The organism is Streptomyces sp. NPDC005435 (genome assembly GCF_040703155.1).
Lineage (GTDB): Bacteria > Actinomycetota > Actinomycetes > Streptomycetales > Streptomycetaceae > Streptomyces.
On sequence record NZ_JBEXEQ010000003.1, the window covers coordinates 121,806 to 138,856 of the forward strand.

The window sequence follows — 17,051 nt, forward strand, 5'->3', positions numbered from 1 at the left end:
CCAGAGGTACCCTTGTCTCATGGCCCTGGACCGAGACCATGTGCTGCGCAGTGCCGCCGCCCTGCTGACCCGCAGATCCACCGCGACCATGGACGAGGTCGCCCGGGCCGCCGGGATCAGCCGCGCCACCCTGCACCGCCACTTCGCCGGCCGCGACGCGCTCGTCCGCGCGCTGGAAGCCCTCGGCATCGCGGAGTGCGAGGCCGCGCTGGAGCGCGCCCGCCTGGAGGAGGGCCCCGCGAGCGAGGCCGTACGCCGGCTGGTGCGCGAACTCCAGCCCGCCGCCGGACTGCTCGCCTTCCTCTACGGCGAGAGCCAGCTCTGGGAGGGGCACGGGCTGAACGAGGGCTGGCAGCGCCTGGACACCCGGATCGGCGCCCTGTTCCGGCGCGGACAGCGCGAGGGCGAGCTGCGCATCGACCTCACCCCCGCCTGGCTCACCGAGGCGCTGTACGGGCTGATCACCTCGTGCGCCTGGGCCACCCTGGACGGCCGCGTGGCCGCCCGCGACTTCCCCACCATGGTCGCCGAGCTGCTGCTCGGCGGCGCCCTCAGGAACGAGGAACCATGACCGGCACCCTGCGGCCGGCCGTCGCCACGCGGACAGCACCGCGCCCCGGCCGCTGGCTCGCGCTCGCCGTCCTGACCCTGGCCGTACTGCTCGTGGCCGTCGACGCCACCGTCCTCGGCCTCGCCACCCCCTTCATCAGCGAGGACCTGCACCCCTCCGGCACCGAGCTGCTGTGGATCGGGGACGTCTACTCCTTCGTCATCGCCGGACTGCTCGTCTCCATGGGCAGCCTCGGCGACCGCGTCGGCCGCAAGCGCGTCCTGCTGTGGGGCGCGGCGGCGTTCGGCGCGCTCTCCGTCCTCAACGCCTACGCCACGACCCCCGGCCTCATGATCCTCGCCCGCGCCCTGCTCGGCGCGGCGGGCGCGACCCTCATGCCCGCGACCCTCGGCCTGATCCGCACCCTCTTCCACGACCCGCGCGAACGCAGCCTCGCCGTCGGCGTCTGGGGCGCCACCGCCTCCGCCGGTACGGCCGTCGGACCCGTCGTCGGCGGCTTCCTGCTCGAGCACTTCTGGTGGGGCTCGGTCTTCCTGATCAACCTGCCCGTGACGGCCCTGCTGGTCCTCGTCGGCGCCCGCGTCCTGCCCGAGTCCCGCGACCCGAGGCCCGGCCCCTGGGACCTGATGAGCGTCGCCCTCTCCCTGACCGGCATGCTCGGCGTGGTCTACGCGGTCAAGGAGACCGCCACCCACGGCCCCACCGCCCCCGCCCTCACCGCAGGCCTGCTCGGCGCGGCCGCGCTGTACGGCTTCGTGCGCCGCCAACTCGCCCTGCCCACCCCGCTCCTGGACGTACGCCTCTTCCGGCGCCGGGGCTTCGGCGGAGCCGTATTCGCCGACCTGCTCACCGTGCTCGGCATGTCGGGGCTGGTCTTCTTCCTCTCCCAGTATCTGCAACTGGTCCAGGGCAGGCCCCCGTTCGAAGCGGGCCTGGCCGAACTGCCCGCCGCCGTCGGCGCGGTCGCGTCCGGCCTCCTCGCGGGCCGCGCCGCCCGCCGCTTCTCGGTCCGCGCGGTGGTCTCGGCGGGCCTGGCCGCCATCGGCCTCGCCCTGGCCGCCCTCACCACGATCAGCGAGTCCACCGGCTACCCGCTCCTCGGCACCGCGCTCCTCGTCGTCGGTGTCGGCGCGGGCTTCTCCTTCACCGTCACCGCCGACGTGATCCTCTCCAGCGTCCCCAAGAACCAGGCGGGAGCGGCCTCCGCCGTCTCGGAAACGGCCTACGAACTCGGCGCGGCCCTGGGCATCGCCCTGCTGGGCTCGATCGTGACGGCGGCGTACCGCGACTTCACGGCCCCGCCGGGCACGCCGAAGACGGTTCACGAGTCCTTGGGCGCGGCGGTGGAAACGGCAGCGAAAATGCCCCCGCCGGCCGCGCATGATCTCCTGGAAGCATCCAGAGAAGCTTTCGTACACGGCCTGCACATGGCGTGCGGAGCGGGGGCAGCGGTGCTCTTGACGACGGCGGTTGCAGCCTGGTTCCTGCTAGGCAGGCAACGGCTGGACAAGTGCTTTTAAGGGGCGCGGGGCTGTGTCGATATGCGGCTACCGCCGCGTGGGCGCGACAAGCCACGACGCACCCGCACCCGCAATCGAACAGAAGCCCTACGGCGCTCAGGCGGCCTTGGCCTTCGTGGCGTACATATCCACGTACTCCTGCCCGGACAACCGCATGACCTCAGCCATCACGGAATCCGTGACCGCCCGCAGCACATACCGATCCCGGTCCATCCCCTCATACCGGGAGAACTCCATCGGCTCACCGAACCGCACCGTCACCCGCCCAGGCCGCGGCATCCCACTACCGCCCGGCTGCAACTTGTCCGTGCCGATCATGGCGAAGGGGACGACAGGCGCCCCGGTCATCAGGGTGAGCCGGGCGATACCGGTGCGACCCCGGTAAAGACGGCCGTCAGGCGACCTCGTGCCCTCGGGGTAGATGCCGAAGATCCGCCCCTCCTCCAGAATCCGCCGCCCGGTCATCAGCGCGGCCACGCCCCCGTTCGCGCCGTCCCGGTCGACCGGGATCATGCCGACGCCGGTGAAGAACCAGGCCATCGCGCGGCCCTTGAGGCCCTTGCCGGTGACGTACTCGTCCTTGCCGATGAAGCAGACCTGCCGCTTGGAGACGACCGGCAGCACGATGGAGTCGATGAAGGTGAGGTGGTTGCCCGCCAGGATCACCGGCCCGTCGCCGGGAATGTTCTCCATCCCCTCCACCTGCGGGCGGAACATCAGGCGCATGACCGGTCCGAGCACTGCCTTGATGAGGTGGAAGCGGGACAACAGGTCCTCCGAGGCCGACGGGATCGTTATGAGACTGTGCAGGTGAGGACATTACTCGCGGCAACCGGGGAAACGCACGTCGGGCCCGCGCGGTTCACCGAGGTCTTACGTGATGTTGACGCTGGTTTACCTGCGGGTCTTCCTCACGGAGGGTGCCCGCGATGTGACAGGTGTCGCACCCGTACGGCCCCCGGAGGCCCTCGCGGACGGACCCGACGAACCGTCACCTCACCACCCCCACCGGACACCCCCTGGCACCCGCGTGTTCGTTCCGGGGTCTCCCGCAGGTCACTCCACCCCACCTACGATCAGCGCGCATTCGACCATCCCACGGCAGGAGGCGCGCATGGAGAGCGAGCAGACGAACCGGTCCCCCCAGGGCACCGGACGGCGGGCGGTCCTCGGCGCCGCGGTGCTCGGAGCGGGCGGCGCGGTCCTCGGGCTGCCCGGCGCCGCCCGCGCGGCGGACACCCGTACGGCCGGACACGGCGGGGGCGGGCTGAAGAGCCTGCCCAAGCCGACGGTCATCGGCCACCGGGGCACCAGCGGCTACCGCCCCGAGCACACCTTCGGCTCGTACGACCTGGCGCTCGAACTCGGCGCCGACATCGTGGAGGCCGGCGACCTGGTGCCCACCAAGGACGGGCATCTCGTCTGCCGGCACGAGCCGGAGATCGGCGGCACCACCGACGTGGCGTCGCACCCCGAGTTCGCGGACCGCAAGGCGACCAAGCTGCTCGACGGGGTGTCCGTCACCGGCTGGTTCACCGAGGACTTCACACTCGCCGAGCTGCGCACGCTGCGCGCGGTCGAGCGCATCCCCGCCAACCGGCCGCACAACACCCTCTACAACGGCCGCTGGCCGATCCCCACCTTCGAAGAGGTCCTCCAGTGGCAGGACCGGCGCACCCGCGAGCGGGGCCGCCAGGTGTGGATCTACCCCGAGCTGAAGCACCCCACCTACTTCCGCGCGCTGGGGCTCGGCCTGGAGGAGCGGGTCGCCAAGCTGCTCCACAAGTACGGCAAGGACGGCCGGAACTCCCCGGTCATCCTCCAGTCCTTCGAGCCGACCAGCATCCAGCGCATGAACCGCCTGGTCGACAACCCGCTGGTCGTCCTCCTCGACCAGGCCGGCACCCGCCCCTACGACTTCACCGCCACCGGCGACCCGCGCACCGTCGCGGACCTGGTCACCCCCAAGGGGCTGCGGGAGATCGCCGGTTACGCGCAGGGCATCGGCCCCACCCTGGACCTGGTCATCCCGAAGAAGTCCGACGGCACCCTGGGCAGCCCCACCACCCTGGTCGCGGACGCCCACAAGGTCGGCCTGGTCCTCCACCCGTACACGATGCGCAACGAGAACCCCTTCCTGCCGGCCGAGTACCGCAAGGGCAGCGCCCCGGACGCCTACGGCGACGCCTTCGGCGCCTTCCGCACCTACTTCGCCACCGGCATCGACGGCGTCTTCACCGACAACGCCGACACCGCCCTGCTCGCCCGCGCGGACTTCCTCGGCCACTGAGCCCCGGCGTCAACTCCGCGACCGTTCCTCCCTGATGGGGGTGACGCCGCCCCGTCCCGGAAACCCCCGGGCCGGGGCGGCGCGTCCTCGCGCATATGACGCACGACCTGATGGCCGCCCTGCGCCCGCTGCTCACGGCCGAGGCCTCCGCCGAGGCACAGGCCGGCGGCGGCGAGCCGGGCGATCTGGAACAGGCCGTCTGGGTACGGCTCCTGGAGCGTCTGGCGGCCGACGGACCGCCGCCCGACCCGCAGCGCTGGCTGCGCCGGGCGGTGCGCGCCGAGGCACGCCGCAGCCGCCGTACCGTCCGGCGCGAGCGCCCCTACGGCGCCGAGCCCGCCGACGACGCCCGGCCCGGACCCGAGCAACTCGCCCTGGCCGCCGCCCGGTACGGCCTGCTGCGCGAGGCGGTCGGGCGGCTGCCCGGACGCTGCCCCCGGCTCCTGGAGGCGCTGCTCTCCCCGCACGACCCCACCTACCGCGAGATCGCGGGGGAGTTGGGTATCTCACAGGGCAGTCTCGGCCCGGAACGTTCCCGATGTCTGGGATGTCTGCGGCGATTGCTCGCGCCGGAGGTTGCGGCCGACGGAGTGCGGGGATAGGTGTGGGGTACGACGGCTGATCAGGTGAGCGGGAGGCGTGCGCACATGGGCATGAGCGTGACCATCTCGGCGGCGACCGAGCAGGACGCGGAACAGATCTTCAGGCTGCAGTACCTGTGCTTCCAGAGCGAGGCGGCGCGGTACGGCAACTACCGCATCGACCCGCTCGTCCAGAGCCTGGACTCGGTCCGCGAGGAGGTCGCCGCCGACTGCGTCTTCGTCGCCCGGCTCGGCGACGAGATCGTCGGCTCGGTGCGCGGCCGCCTCACCGAGGACGGCGCCGCCGCCATCGGCACGCTCTGCGTCCACCCCCGCCTCCAGGGCCACGGCATCGGCGCCCGGCTCCTCGGCGCGGCCGAGGCGGCCCTCGCCGAGCAGCGCGGCGCGACCGTGTTCCGGCTGCACAGCGGCCACCGCAGCGACGCCGGGCTGCGGCTGTACCGCCGCGCCGGATACCAGGCGGTGGGGCGCTCCCAGGGCGCCGACGGGGTGGAGATGATCGTGCTGGAGAAGAAGGCGGGCGCCTACGCGGCCACCGCGTGACGCCCCGCCCGGCCACCGCCCGCGCGACTCGGGCTGATCCGAAAGGCAGGCCCTAGCGCGTGACGTCCGCGCGCAGCCGCGCCTTGCGCAGCCAGTACAGCGCGGACAGCGGCAGCAGCACGGGGATGAACACGTACCCCATGCCGTAGTCCGACCACACGGTGGCGTCGGGGAACGCGGACGGCTCGACCAGGGTCCAGGTGCCCACGACCAGCACGCCCGCCAGCTCGGCGGCGCAGCACACCAGCGCCGCCCGGCGGGCCGTCTCGCCGCCCCGGACCAGGGTGTACGTGATGAAGCCGTAGACCACGCCCGCGAGCGCGGAGAGCGCGTAGGCGAGCGGGGCCCGGTCGAACTCCGTGGCGATCTGGTACACCGAGCGCGACACGGCGCCGACCACCATCACGCCGTAGAACCAGACGAGCAGCATCCCCGGCCCGCTGATCAGCCGGGCCGGCTTCTCCTCCAGCGCCGTCACTTCAGCCTCCCCAGATGTCGAAGAGCCGTACTTCGAGCACGGCAAGCACCACACCGCCCGCGGCGGCCGTCACCGAGCCCCAGCGGGTCCGCTCGGCCAGCGACATGAACCCGGCCGCGGGGACGCACGCGAGCGCGCCCAGCAGATACGCCACGAAGATCGTCGTGCCCTGCTCGGGACGCTCGCCCCGGGCCAGCCGTACGACCCCGGCCACCAGCTGCGCCAGCGCGAGGACCGACACCACGGCCATGCCGATCAGGTGCCAGTCCTTGGTGGGCTGGTCCCGGTACGCGGCCCAGCCGCACCAGGCGGCGAGGAGCAGCGCGGCGACCCCGGTCACCAGCAAGAGGGCGTTGAGCATGCCGAGACCCTATTACGGCCGAAACGGACGCCCGCCGCCGCCCCCGGCCTACGCCGCCGCCCGCCCCCTACGGGTGTGACGGCCGTGGCGTAGGCCACAACCCGGCCGGCCGGTGAGCCGGGCAGCCGCCCCGGCCGGCGGCCCGATGCCCTTGTCAGGCTTGGCCGAACGGGGTGCGGGCGGCGGAAGGGGCGCCTCCGCCCCGTCCACCAGGGGTGTCCGCCGCTGTCCAGCATGTGGACAGCGGTCTCCGGTCAGGAGCGTCCGTCTGCTTTACTGGCCCGCATGACCACGACGAGCAGCCGCACCCTTGCGACCGAGGCGACCATGACGCCCGGTGCTCGTTGTATGTGTCGAATGTGCGCCTTCTAGAGGGCCCCCGCACCATCTGAGCCTCGCGCCCCGAAGCGAGAGCCGCGGTCGATCGTCCGGAACACCGGCGTACCGGACCCCGTGCCGCCTTTCGCGCACACGCCGTTCTCCCCGGGTTCCCCCGGTCCCCATCGCCACCGCGAGAACCGTGCCGCGTCCCCATACGAACGCAAGCACCCGTGCCGGGCCCACCCGCGCCCGCGCACTCGACAGTGACGGAAATCCTGTGATCACGACATCGGGCCTGACCAAGGTCTACCGCTCCCGAGGCCGCGAGGTCACCGCCCTCGACGGCGTGGACCTCCACGTCCGCGAAGGCGAGGTCTACGGCGTCATCGGCCAGTCCGGCGCCGGAAAGTCCTCCCTGATCCGCTGCGTCAACCTGCTGGAGCGCCCCACCGCCGGCACCGTGACCGTGGCCGGGCAGGACCTCACCGCGCTCGCGGGACGCGGACCGCGCGCCGGACGGGAACTGCGCCGGGCGCGCTCGCACATCGGCATGGTCTTCCAGCACTTCAACCTGCTCTCCTCGCGGAGCGTGCAGGACAACGTCGAACTGCCGCTGGAGATCCTCGGCAAGTCCGGCAAGGAGCGCTCGCGCAAGGCGCTGGAACTCCTCGACCTGGTCGGCCTCGCCGACAAGGCCAAGGCCAGCCCGGCCCAGCTCTCCGGCGGCCAGAAGCAGCGCGTCGGCATCGCCCGCGCCCTGGCCGGAGACCCCAAGGTCCTCCTGTCCGACGAGGCCACCAGCGCGCTGGACCCCGAGACCACCCGCTCGATCCTCCAGCTGCTGCGCGACCTCAACCGGCAGCTCGGGCTCACCGTGCTGCTCATCACCCACGAGATGGACGTCGTGAAGTCCATCTGCGACTCCGCCGCACTCATGGAGAAGGGACGCGTCGTGGAATCCGGCACCGTCAGCGAACTGCTCGCCACCCCCGGCTCCCAGCTGGCCTCCGCCCTCTTCCCGGTCGGCGGCGAGGCTTCCGGGGACGACCGCACCGTCCTCGACATCACCTTCCACGGCGAGGCCGCCACCCAGCCGGTCATCTCCCAGCTCTCGCGCACCTACAACATCGACATCTCGATCCTCGGCGCGGCCATCGACACCGTCGGCGGCCTCCAGGTCGGCCGGATGCGCATCGAACTGCCCGGCCGCTACGAGGACAACGTGGTGCCCATCGGCTTCCTGCGCGAACAGGGCCTGCAGATCGACGTCCAGGGCCAGGCGCCCGTGCTGGTGAAGGATGGTGCCAAGTGACCTGGTCCGAGATGCAGCCCCTGCTGTCCCAGGCGTGTTCCGAGACCTTCTCGATGGTCCTGTGGTCCACCCTGATCGCCGTCGCCGTCGGCCTCCCGCTCGGCATCCTGCTGGTCCTCACCGACCGGGGCGGCCTGCTCCAGAACGTGGTCGCCAACAAGGTGATCGGCCAGATAGTCAACGTCGGCCGCTCGATGCCGTTCATCATCCTCATGGTCGCGCTGATGAGCTTCACCCGCTGGGTCACCGGCACCACCATCGGCACGACGGCCGCGATCGTCCCGCTCGCCATCGGCGGCATCCCGTTCTTCGCCCGCCTGGTCGAGACGGCCGTCCGCGAGGTGGACGGCGGACTCGTCGAGGCCGTGCAGTCGATGGGCGGCAACACCTGGACCATCGTCCGCAAGGTCCTGGTCCCCGAGTCGCTGCCGTCCCTGATCGCCAGCACCACCACGACGATCATCGCCCTCATCGGCTACTCCGCCATGGCCGGCACCGTCGGCGGCGGCGGCCTCGGCGACCTCGCCGTCCGCTACGGCTACCAGCGCTTCGAGACCGAGCTGATGTGGATCACCGTCGGCATCCTCGCCGTCGTCATCTCGCTCATCCAGTTCGCCGGCGACTTCGCCGCCCGCTCCCTGCACGGCCGCGGACGCTCCGGCCCCGCGCCGAAGCTGCGGCTGCTGAAGGCCACCGAGCCGGCCGCGGCCGACGTCTCCAAGGTCGCCTGAGCCGGGCGGGGGCGGACTCGTCCCGCGTCCCGGACACCCCAGACTCCCCGTTCACCCGTACACGGGGTCGCACCACCATAAGGAAAGGCACTTTTCGTGCGTAACACCGCCAAGCTCACCACCGCCGTCCTCGCCGCCGGAGCCCTCGCCTTCGGGCTGACCGCCTGCGGCTCCGGCAAGGACTCCGCCGGCTCCTCCGACTACAGCGGACCGCTGATCGTCGCCGCGAGCCCGACCCCGCACGCCGAGATCCTCGACTTCGTCAAGAAGAACCTGGCGAAGAAGGCCGGACTCGACCTCCAGGTCAAGGAGTTCACGGACTACATCACGCCGAACACGGCGACCGAGGACGGCTCCGTCGGTGCCAACTACTTCCAGAACCAGCCGTACCTGGACGACTTCAACAAGAAGCGCGGCACCCACATCGTGCCCGTCGTCACGGTGCACCTGGAGCCGCTCGGCCTCTACTCCCACAAGGTCAAGAAGGCCGACGCGCTGAAGAGCGGTGCGACCGTCGCCGTCCCCAACGACGCCGTCAACGAGGCCCGTGCCCTCAAGCTGCTCGCCGCCGACAAGCTCATCACGCTCAAGGACGGCGTGGGCAACGAGGCGACCCCGGCCGACATCACGGCGAACCCCAAGAAGCTGAAGTTCAAGGAGGTCGAGGCCGCCCAGACCCCGCGCTCCCTGGACGACGTGGACGCGGCCGTGGTCAACGGCAACTACGCGATATCCGCCGGCCTCAAGCCCGCCAAGGACGCCCTCGTCCTGGAGTCCCCGAAGGACAACCCCTACGGCAACTTCCTCGCCGTGAAGAAGGGCAACGAGAAGGACCCGCGGGTCAAGAAGCTCGCCAAGCTGCTGACCTCGCCCGAGGTGAAGAAGTTCATCGAGGACAAGTACCAGGGTTCCGTCATCCCCTCGTTCTGACCGACGCGCCCGCACGACTGACGCGCCCGCACGACGCGCACGACTGACGCGCCCGCACGACGCGCACGACTGACGCGCACGAACGACAAGGGGATCGACATGCGCAAGACCGTATGGCTCGCGGTGGCGGCCGCCCTCCCGCTCGGCCTCGGCCTCACCGCCTGCGGCTCGGGCTCGGCCTCGGACAGCGGTGGTGACAAGGACGGCGCACTCGTCGTCGGCGCCACCCCCGTCCCGGCCGGCGAGGTGCTCGGCTACATCAAGGGCCACCTCGCCGCCAAGGCCGGACTCAAGCTCCAGGTCAAGGAGTTCACGGACTACGTCCTGCCGAACACCGCGCTCCAGGAGGGCTCGCTCGACGCGAACCTCTACCAGAACAAGCCCTACCTGGACGACTTCAACAAGTCCAAGGGCACCGACCTGGTACCGGTGGTCGACGCCTACCTGCCGCCCATGGGCGTCTACTCCAAGAAGGTCAAGGACGTCACCAAGCTCCCCGACGGAGCCACCGTCGGCGTGCCCAACGACCTGACCAACGAGGCCCGCGCGCTCAAGCTCCTCGCCGCGAGCGGGGTCATCGGGCTCAAGAAGGGCGCCGGTGCCCAGGCGTCCCCGGCGGACGTCGTCAAGAACCCCCGGCACCTGAAGTTCAAGGAGATGGAGGCCGCCCAGCTCCCGCGCTCGCTGGACGACATGGCCGCGGCCGTCATCAACAACAACTTCGCCCAGGACGCCGGCCTCAGCCCCACCAAGGACTCGATCTACCTGGAGTCCGCGAAGAACAACCCCTACGCCAACCTCCTCGCCGTCAAGCGCGGCAGCGAGAAGGACCCGCGGGTCAAGAAGCTCGCCAAGCTGCTGACCTCGCCCGAGGTGAAGAAGTTCATCGAGGACAAGTACCAGGGCTCGGTCCTGCCGGTCAGCGGCGACTGATCCGGCCCGGCCCGCCGCACGCGGCACGTACGGCCCCGCTCCCGCACCCCGCAAGGGGGGTTCCCGTGACCCACGGGACGGCGGGGGAGGGGCCCGTCGTGCGTTTCAGTGGTTACATGCTTCATGCTGGCAGTTCAGCGGGGCTTCCTGACGGCCCCTCATAAAACGATCCGACGTTACGGAGCGGCGCATGACTAGCACCTTCCCCAACATCTCCATCAGCACGGAGCGGTTGGTGCTGCGCCCCCTCGACGAGGACGACGTGCCCGCGCTCGCCGAGATGATGAACGACGAACAGGTCGCCGCCTGGACGGACGTGCCCCAGCCGTTCACGGAGGAGGGCGCCCACCACTGGATCACCGAGTACGCCCCCGCCGAACGCACCGCAGGACGCGGACTCGACCTCGCCGTCACGGAGTTCCTCACCCAGCGCCTCGTCGGCATCGTCCAACTGACCAAGACCGACTGGCAGATCAGGTCCAGCGAGCTGTCGTACATCATCGCCCCCTGGGCCCGCGGCGAGGGCTACGCCTCCGAGGCCGCGCTCGCCACCGCCCAGTGGCTCTTCGGCGACCAGAAGTTCGAGCGCCTCGAACTGCGCACCGCCGCCGACAACGCCGCCTCCCAGCAGGTCGCCCAGAAGATCGGCTGCATCAGCGAGGGCGTCCTGCGCAACGCCTGCATAGTGCACGTCCGCACCGAGGACGGCACCTGGACCGACCTGCGCACCGACTTCATCGTCTGGAGCCTGCTGCCCGAGGACCTGGAGGGCACCGAGGAACAGTTCTCCGACAGCCGCGGCTTCGGCTCGTACGCCGACTACTCCGACTGGAACTGAACCCCGCCCGGGTCCCGGGACACCGGACACCACCCGGGCCCGCGCCCTCCCGGCCGACCAGGTAACCTCACGGAGCCCGCACCTGGGCCACCCCCCTGACGACCCGCGAAGACCTGGAGACTGACGACGATGGCCGACCGGGTCACGGTGATCGGCTGGGACGGCTCGCCGCTGACCGAGGCGGCACGCGGCGCGCTCGGCGCCGCCACGCTCGTCGCGGGCGCCGCCCACCATCTGACGCTGCCCGAGATCCCGGCCGGCGCCGAACGCGTCCGGCTCGGCAGCCTCACCCTGGCCGCCCGCCGCATCGCCGCCCACCGCGGCACCGCCGCCGTGCTCGCCGACGGCGACCCCGGGTTCTTCGGCGTCGTCCGGGCTCTGCGCGACCCCGAGTTCGGCCTGGAGGTCGAGGTCGTGCCCGGCGTCTCCTCCGTCGCCGCCGCCTTCGCCCGCGCCGGGATGCCCTGGGACGACGCCCAAGTGGTCGTCGCCCACCCGCGCACCCTGCGCCGGGCCGTCAACGTCTGCCGCGCCCACCCCAAGGTCGCCGTCCTCACCGCGCCCGGCGCCGGACCCGCCGAACTCGGTCTCCTCCTCGAAGGAGTCCACCGCACCTTCGTCATCTGCGAGGAACTGGGCACCGAGAACGAGCGCGTCAGCGTCGTCACCTCCGACAAGGCCGCCGACCACACCTGGCGCGACCCCAACGTCGTCATCGTCATCGGCGGCCACCCCGGCGCCGTCGAGGGCGGCGGCTGGATCGCCGGGCGCGACCCCGCCGTGGGCCCGCGCGGCTGGACCCAGCCCGACGAGGCGTACGGCGGCGGACTCGGCGAGGGCGAGAGCGAACTGCTGCGCGCCGCCCAGCTCGCGCGCCTCGGGCCCCGCACGGGCGACCTGGTGTGGGACATCGGCTGCGGCGCGGGCGCCTTCGCCGTGGACGCCGCGCGCGCCGGAGCCGCCGTCATCGCCGTCGACCACGACCCGGCCGCCTGCGCCCGCACGGACGCCGCCGCGCGCGCCTTCGGGGTCCAGCTCCAGATCGTCCACGGCCAGGCACCGCACGTCCTGGAGAACCTGCCCGAGCCCGACGTCGTACGCGTCGGCTGCGGGGGACCGGCCGTGGTCTCCGCCGTCGCCGACCGCCGTCCGCAGCGCATCGTCACCCACGCCGCGACCCGCGACGCGGCCGAACTCGTCGGCCGCGACCTGACCGAGCACGGCTACCGCGTCGAGTGCGCCCTCCTCCAGGCCGTCGAACTCGACACCCGCGCCTGGACGGAGACCGAGCGGAGCGTCGCGTTCCTGCTCACGGGCGAACTGCCCCGCCGCGAACCCCCGCGCTGACCCGAGGGGCGTACCGGGGCGGAAAGGACAGCCCGCGCCCGCCCCGTGATCCTGTTGTCGTACCGCGCGCGGTAGGCTGGCCGATCGTTGTACCGCACCGGCGTCCCGGAAGTTCGTTCGCCAATGTCCAGAACGCACGCCCGTTTTGGGGGTGGGTGGGGTACGGCGACACCACAGGACGCGCGACGTGGCGCAGTCCACAACGGGCAGTCGCGGATCAAGCTGTCGCGACGGCGCGACGGCGGGACAATGCCACTAGCGGTTTTCATGCCACTGAATGGCTTTGTCGTCATTTCTGGCGGCCGTTCGTGCCGCCGGGCACGGACGCTCGTTCTCACTACGGGGCGGTCGGTGCGCCGTTCCGGGTGAGCTGGTCGTAGGAGCACTGAAGCGATGGGCGAGGGGTACGCATGACCGACACCGGCCAGATCCCGGGCGAGGGACAGCCGGAGAGCGCAGGCATGGTGGAGCAGCCGGGCGCCCCCGCCCACGGCTACACCTACGTCGCCGAAGCGCCCGCCGGGGATGAAGACCTGCTGCTGCCGGGCGCCCAGGGCGCGTGGGGCAACGAAGTGCCGCCGCCCGCGCCGGAACCGGTCGTGGAGGCCGTCCACCAGCCCGGCGCGCACGAGGCGTCGGGCCGCGACAGCGGCCAGGTCGACCTCACCGGCGTACGGCTGCCCGAGGCGGGCCCCGTCTCCGTGACGCCGTCCCCCATCCTGTCGGCCCCGCACGGACAGGCCCCGCAGCCGCCGCGCCGGCCGCTGCACCTCGGCCCGCCGATCCCCGACACCTCCGCCAGCCCGGTGCGTTCGCTGGCCGATCGCGGCCCGGCGGGCGCGCCCGTACGGCAGCCCGTCCAGCCGGCCGCCGAGTACCCGGACGCGCAGCACCTTTACGAGCCCGTCGCGCAGGGCACCGGCCAGTGGAACCTGGCCGCCGCCGTGGCCGCGCCTGCCGCCCCGGCCGCCGAAACGGTTGGCCCGGTCCCCGGCACCGCCGCCGACCCCGCCCAGGCCGCGATGGCCCGCATGGCCACCCAGGCGGCCGGCGTCGTGCACGCACACGACGGGGTCCAGCCGGCGGACGGGCACGACGGGGTGTACGAGGTCGCTGCCGCTGAGGCTGTGCCTGCCGAGGGTGCCGTCGACGCTTCGTCGGCCGAGGGTGCCGTCGTGGCGCCGGAGGCCGAGGCTGTCGGTCCGGCGGTGGAGGAGCCGCAGGAGGCGGTCGAGGCTGTCGCCGCGGTGGAGACCCCGGCCGAGCAGGCCGAGCCCGTGACGCCGGAGGTGGCCGCGCCGGTCGAGGCGGTCGCCGCCCCAGCCGACGCGGAGCCGGTCGCCGACGCGGCCCTGGTGGCCGACGCCACCATCCCGGCCCAGGCGGCCGCTCCGGTGGAGCCGGACCCGCAGGCCGGCCTCGCGGCCGAGGCCGACCCGGAACAGGTCCCCGCGCCCGACGCGGCCCAGCAGGCCGCCGCTCCGGCCGAAGCGGAGCCGCTCGCCGCCGCTCCGGCCGAGCCGGACCCGCAGGCCGCCGTCCCGGCCGAGGCCGACCCCGCGCAGGCCCCGGCCCCCGACGCGGCCCCGCCGCAGGCCGCCGAGGCCGAGCCGCAGGCTCCCGCGCTCGCTGACGCGGACCCGCAGGGGGCCGTCCCGGCCGAAGCCCAGCCGCACGTTCCCGCGCCCGCCGACGTGGACCCGCAGACCGCCGCCCCAGCCGAAGCGGCCGCGCCGGCTGCCGTACTGGCGGACGCGGACCCGCAGGTGGCCGTCCCGGCCGAAGCCGACGCGCAGCCCGTCGTCCCGGCGGAGGCGGAGCCGCATGCCGCCGCTCCGGCGGAGGCCGACGCCGCCCAGGTCCCCGTGCCCGACGCGGCCCAGCCGGAGGCCCCGGCCCCGGACACCGCCCAGCCGGAGCCGCAGGCCGCCGCCCCCGTCGACGCGGACCCGCAGGGTGCCGAGCCCGCCGTACCGGCCGCCGCCGAGGCGACCCCCGAGGCGACCCCCGAGGCGCCCGAGCCCGTACCCGCCCCGGAGGCCGAGGCTCCCGCCGAGCCCGCCCCCGTCGCCGACGAGGCCCCCGCCCCCACCCAGGGCCCCCAGCTCGTCGCGCCGCCGGAGGCCGCCGCCCCGCTGCCCTCCGCCGTCCCGCTGGAGGCGCACCCGGACCAGACGCTCGGTCAGTTCGTGCCGGTCGACGGCCGGCTGCCCACCGCCCCGCACCTCGCGCCGACCCCGCCGCAGCCGCTGAAGCTGCCCGAGCAGGCCGTCGAGGAGCCGGACGTCGTCCAGAGCGCGGAGGACCTGGACACCCTGGCCGCCGACCAGGAGGACCAGGAGAACCACGAGGACCGGGACGAGCAGGCCCAGGACGCGTCCCTCGCCGCGGAGGAACTCCTCCCCGCCGGGTTCGTGGGCCCCGCCGCCCCCGCGTACAACGACGCCGAGCGCGAGGCCGTGCTCAAGGTGATCCGCGAGCGCCGCGACATCCGCAACGGCTTCCGCAGCGACCCCATCCCGCACGAGGTGCTGCTCCGCGTCCTGGAGGCCGCGCACACCGCCCCGTCGGTGGGCCACTCCCAGCCCTGGGACTTCGTCGTCATCAAGTCCGCCGAGACCCGGCGCGCGATGCACGACCTGGCCATGAGCCAGCGCGAGGCGTACGCCCAGTCGCTGCCCAAGGGCCGGGCGAAGCAGTTCAAGGAAATGAAGATCGAGGCCATCCTCGACACCCCGGTGAACATCGTCGTCACCGCCGACCCCACGCGCGGCGGCCGCCACACCCTCGGCCGGCACACCCAGCCGCAGATGGCGCCGTACTCCTCCGCGCTCGCGGTCGAGAACCTCTGGCTCGCCGCCCGCGCCGAGGGCCTCGGCGTCGGCTGGGTCAGCTTCTTCGACGAGCGCGAGATGGTCCGCGCGCTCGGCCTGCCCGAGCACCTGGAGGTCGTCGCCTACCTGTGCGTCGGGTACGTCGACGAGTTCCCGGACGAGCCCGAGCTGATGCAGGCCGGCTGGTCCAAGCGCCGCCCGCTGTCCTGGGTCGTGCACGAGGAGACGTACGGCCGCCGCGCCCTGCCCGGAGAGGAACCCCACGACCTGCTCGCCGAGACCGTCGCACAGATCCGCCCGCTCGACGCCAAGGCGCTCGGCGAGGCGTGGGAGCGGCAGAAGCGCATGACCAAGCCGGCCGGCGCGCTCGGCATGCTGGAGATCATCTCCGCGCAGCTGTCCGGGCTCTCCCGCCAGTGCCCGCCGCCGATCCCGGAGCCCGCGGCCGTCGCGATCTTCGCCGGTGACCACGGCGTGCACGCCCAGGGCGTCACCCCCTGGCCGCAGGAGGTCACCGGCCAGATGGTGGCCAACTTCCTCGGCGGCGGCGCGGTCTGCAACGCCTTCGCGAGCCAGGTCGGCGCCGAGGTGTGCGTCGTGGACGTCGGCGTCGTCGCCGACCTGCCCGCCACCCCCGGCCTGCTGCCCCGCAAGATCCGGGGCGGCACGTCCGACATGACCGCCGGGCCCGCGATGACCCGCGAGGAGGCCAGGGCGGCCATCGAGGTCGGCATCGAGACCGCCCGCGACCTGGTCGCCGCCGGGAACAAGGCGCTGCTCACCGGTGAGATGGGCATCGCCAACACCACCGCGTCCGCCGCGCTGATCGCCGTCTTCACCGGCGCCGACCCCGCCGAGGTCACCGGCCGGGGCACCGGCATCAACGACGAGACGCTGGCCCGCAAGACCGAGGTCGTCCGGCGTGCGCTGGAACTCCACCAGCCCGACCCGGCCGACCCGATCGGCGTCCTCGCGGCCATCGGCGGCTTCGAGCACGCGGCCATGGTCGGCCTGCTGCTCGGCGGCGCCTCGCTGCGTACGCCGGTGATCCTGGACGGCGTCAGCGCCGGGGCCGCGGCCCTCGTGGCCCGTGCCATCGCCCCCGAGGTGCTGGCCGCCTGCATCGCCGGACACCGCAGCGCCGAGCCCGGCCATGTGGCCGCGCTCAACAAGCTGGGCCTGCGCCCGCTGGTCGACCTCGACCTGCGCCTGGGCGAGGGCACCGGCGCGCTGCTCGCGCTGCCGCTGGTGCAGAGCACGGCGCGCGCGATGCACGAGGTGGCGACGTTCGACTCGGCGGGCGTCAGCGAGAAGTAGGTCATCTCAGGGAAGCCGGCCACCCCTGGACGTTCAGGGGCGGCCGAGTCCCGCGAGCCGGGCGGCCCGGTGTTCACCCACCGGACCGCCCGTGCCACCGCCCGCCCCGGCGCCGTAAAATCC

General features: G+C 72.9%; 15 protein-coding genes. 12 read left to right on the top strand and 3 right to left on the bottom strand.

What is annotated here, in order from left to right; translation table 11 throughout:
- Positions 1-19 precede the first annotated feature (19 nt).
- Complete coding sequence (locus AB0898_RS05425; RefSeq protein WP_366801499.1) at positions 20-571, top strand: helix-turn-helix domain-containing protein; 552 nt, start codon at positions 20-22, stop codon at positions 569-571.
- Positions 568-2,091 carry an MFS transporter gene (locus AB0898_RS05430; RefSeq protein WP_366801500.1) on the top strand — a complete coding sequence of 508 codons (1,524 nt, stop codon included), beginning with the start codon at positions 568-570 and terminating at the stop codon, positions 2,089-2,091. The genes AB0898_RS05425 and AB0898_RS05430 overlap by 4 nt, the downstream gene beginning before the upstream one ends.
- 96 nt (positions 2,092-2,187) lie before the next feature.
- Here the strand turns inward: AB0898_RS05430 and AB0898_RS05435 are convergent, their stop codons facing one another.
- A complete protein-coding gene (locus tag AB0898_RS05435) occupies positions 2,188-2,817 on the bottom strand; it encodes a lysophospholipid acyltransferase family protein (RefSeq protein ID WP_366801673.1) in 630 nt (209 codons plus the stop codon).
- A 388-nt stretch (positions 2,818-3,205) separates the two neighbouring features.
- Here AB0898_RS05435 and AB0898_RS05440 point away from each other — a divergent pair, with 388 nt between their 5' ends.
- From AB0898_RS05440 to AB0898_RS05450, 3 genes are all read left to right on the top strand, one after another.
- Positions 3,206-4,381: a glycerophosphodiester phosphodiesterase gene (locus tag AB0898_RS05440; protein WP_366801501.1), complete on the top strand. Its 1,176-nt coding sequence runs from the start codon at positions 3,206-3,208 to the stop codon at positions 4,379-4,381.
- Positions 4,382-4,476: 95 nt separating this feature from the next.
- Positions 4,477-4,983 carry a sigma-70 family RNA polymerase sigma factor gene (locus tag AB0898_RS05445; RefSeq protein WP_366801502.1) on the top strand — a complete coding sequence of 169 codons (507 nt, stop codon included), beginning with the start codon at positions 4,477-4,479 and terminating at the stop codon, positions 4,981-4,983.
- Positions 4,984-5,028: 45 nt separating this feature from the next.
- Positions 5,029-5,526: a GNAT family N-acetyltransferase gene (locus AB0898_RS05450; RefSeq protein ID WP_366801503.1), complete on the top strand. Its 498-nt coding sequence runs from the start codon at positions 5,029-5,031 to the stop codon at positions 5,524-5,526.
- A 52-nt stretch (positions 5,527-5,578) separates the two neighbouring features.
- On the opposite strand, the gene AB0898_RS05455 is transcribed toward AB0898_RS05450, so the two are convergent.
- The gene (locus tag AB0898_RS05455; protein ID WP_366801504.1) at positions 5,579-6,004 is read right to left on the bottom strand and encodes a hypothetical protein; all 426 of its coding nucleotides are present in this window, start codon (positions 6,002-6,004) and stop codon (positions 5,579-5,581) included.
- 1 nt (position 6,005) lies between these two features.
- Complete coding sequence (locus AB0898_RS05460) at positions 6,006-6,365, bottom strand: hypothetical protein (RefSeq protein WP_366801505.1); 360 nt, start codon at positions 6,363-6,365, stop codon at positions 6,006-6,008.
- A gap of 598 nt (positions 6,366-6,963) precedes the next feature.
- Between AB0898_RS05460 and AB0898_RS05465 the strand changes: the two genes are divergently transcribed.
- The 7 genes from AB0898_RS05465 to cobT all read left to right on the top strand — a co-directional run bounded on the left by AB0898_RS05465 (position 6,964) and on the right by cobT (position 16,928).
- Positions 6,964-7,998, top strand: coding sequence for an ATP-binding cassette domain-containing protein (locus AB0898_RS05465; protein ID WP_366801506.1), 1,035 nt, complete (start codon positions 6,964-6,966; stop codon positions 7,996-7,998).
- Positions 7,995-8,729: a methionine ABC transporter permease gene (locus tag AB0898_RS05470; protein ID WP_366801507.1), complete on the top strand. Its 735-nt coding sequence runs from the start codon at positions 7,995-7,997 to the stop codon at positions 8,727-8,729. The genes AB0898_RS05465 and AB0898_RS05470 overlap by 4 nt, the downstream gene beginning before the upstream one ends.
- Positions 8,730-8,825: 96 nt before the next feature.
- Positions 8,826-9,659 carry a MetQ/NlpA family ABC transporter substrate-binding protein gene (locus AB0898_RS05475; RefSeq protein WP_366801508.1) on the top strand — a complete coding sequence of 278 codons (834 nt, stop codon included), beginning with the start codon at positions 8,826-8,828 and terminating at the stop codon, positions 9,657-9,659.
- A gap of 99 nt (positions 9,660-9,758) precedes the next feature.
- The gene (locus AB0898_RS05480; RefSeq protein ID WP_366801509.1) at positions 9,759-10,592 is read left to right on the top strand and encodes a MetQ/NlpA family ABC transporter substrate-binding protein; all 834 of its coding nucleotides are present in this window, start codon (positions 9,759-9,761) and stop codon (positions 10,590-10,592) included.
- 190 nt (positions 10,593-10,782) lie between these two features.
- Positions 10,783-11,430 (top strand): GNAT family N-acetyltransferase, encoded by a 648-nt coding sequence (locus AB0898_RS05485; RefSeq protein WP_366801510.1) that lies wholly within the window; start codon positions 10,783-10,785, stop codon positions 11,428-11,430.
- Between the two features lie 129 nt (positions 11,431-11,559).
- Positions 11,560-12,777: a precorrin-6y C5,15-methyltransferase (decarboxylating) subunit CbiE gene (gene cbiE / locus AB0898_RS05490; RefSeq protein WP_366801511.1), complete on the top strand. Its 1,218-nt coding sequence runs from the start codon at positions 11,560-11,562 to the stop codon at positions 12,775-12,777.
- Positions 12,778-13,187: 410 nt separating this feature from the next.
- Positions 13,188-16,928 (top strand): nicotinate-nucleotide--dimethylbenzimidazole phosphoribosyltransferase, encoded by a 3,741-nt coding sequence (cobT, locus tag AB0898_RS05495; RefSeq protein ID WP_366801512.1) that lies wholly within the window; start codon positions 13,188-13,190, stop codon positions 16,926-16,928.
- Positions 16,929-17,051 lie beyond the last annotated feature (123 nt).

Bases quoted from the DNA above. Each gene is read 5' to 3' on its own strand.
- cobT (WP_366801512.1), top strand. From the start codon at position 13,188: ATGACCGACACCGGCCAGATCCCGGGCGAGGGACAGCCGGAGAGCGCA.
- AB0898_RS05425 (WP_366801499.1), top strand. From the start codon at position 20: ATGGCCCTGGACCGAGACCATGTGCTGCGCAGTGCCGCCGCCCTGCTG.
- AB0898_RS05460 (WP_366801505.1), bottom strand. From the start codon at position 6,365: ATGCTCAACGCCCTCTTGCTGGTGACCGGGGTCGCCGCGCTGCTCCTC.
- AB0898_RS05430 (WP_366801500.1), top strand. From the start codon at position 568: ATGACCGGCACCCTGCGGCCGGCCGTCGCCACGCGGACAGCACCGCGC.
- AB0898_RS05480 (WP_366801509.1), top strand. From the start codon at position 9,759: ATGCGCAAGACCGTATGGCTCGCGGTGGCGGCCGCCCTCCCGCTCGGC.
- AB0898_RS05450 (WP_366801503.1), top strand. From the start codon at position 5,029: ATGGGCATGAGCGTGACCATCTCGGCGGCGACCGAGCAGGACGCGGAA.
- AB0898_RS05485 (WP_366801510.1), top strand. From the start codon at position 10,783: ATGACTAGCACCTTCCCCAACATCTCCATCAGCACGGAGCGGTTGGTG.
- AB0898_RS05435 (WP_366801673.1), bottom strand. From the start codon at position 2,817: ATGCGCCTGATGTTCCGCCCGCAGGTGGAGGGGATGGAGAACATTCCC.
- AB0898_RS05445 (WP_366801502.1), top strand. From the start codon at position 4,477: ATGACGCACGACCTGATGGCCGCCCTGCGCCCGCTGCTCACGGCCGAG.
- AB0898_RS05440 (WP_366801501.1), top strand. From the start codon at position 3,206: ATGGAGAGCGAGCAGACGAACCGGTCCCCCCAGGGCACCGGACGGCGG.
- cbiE (WP_366801511.1), top strand. From the start codon at position 11,560: ATGGCCGACCGGGTCACGGTGATCGGCTGGGACGGCTCGCCGCTGACC.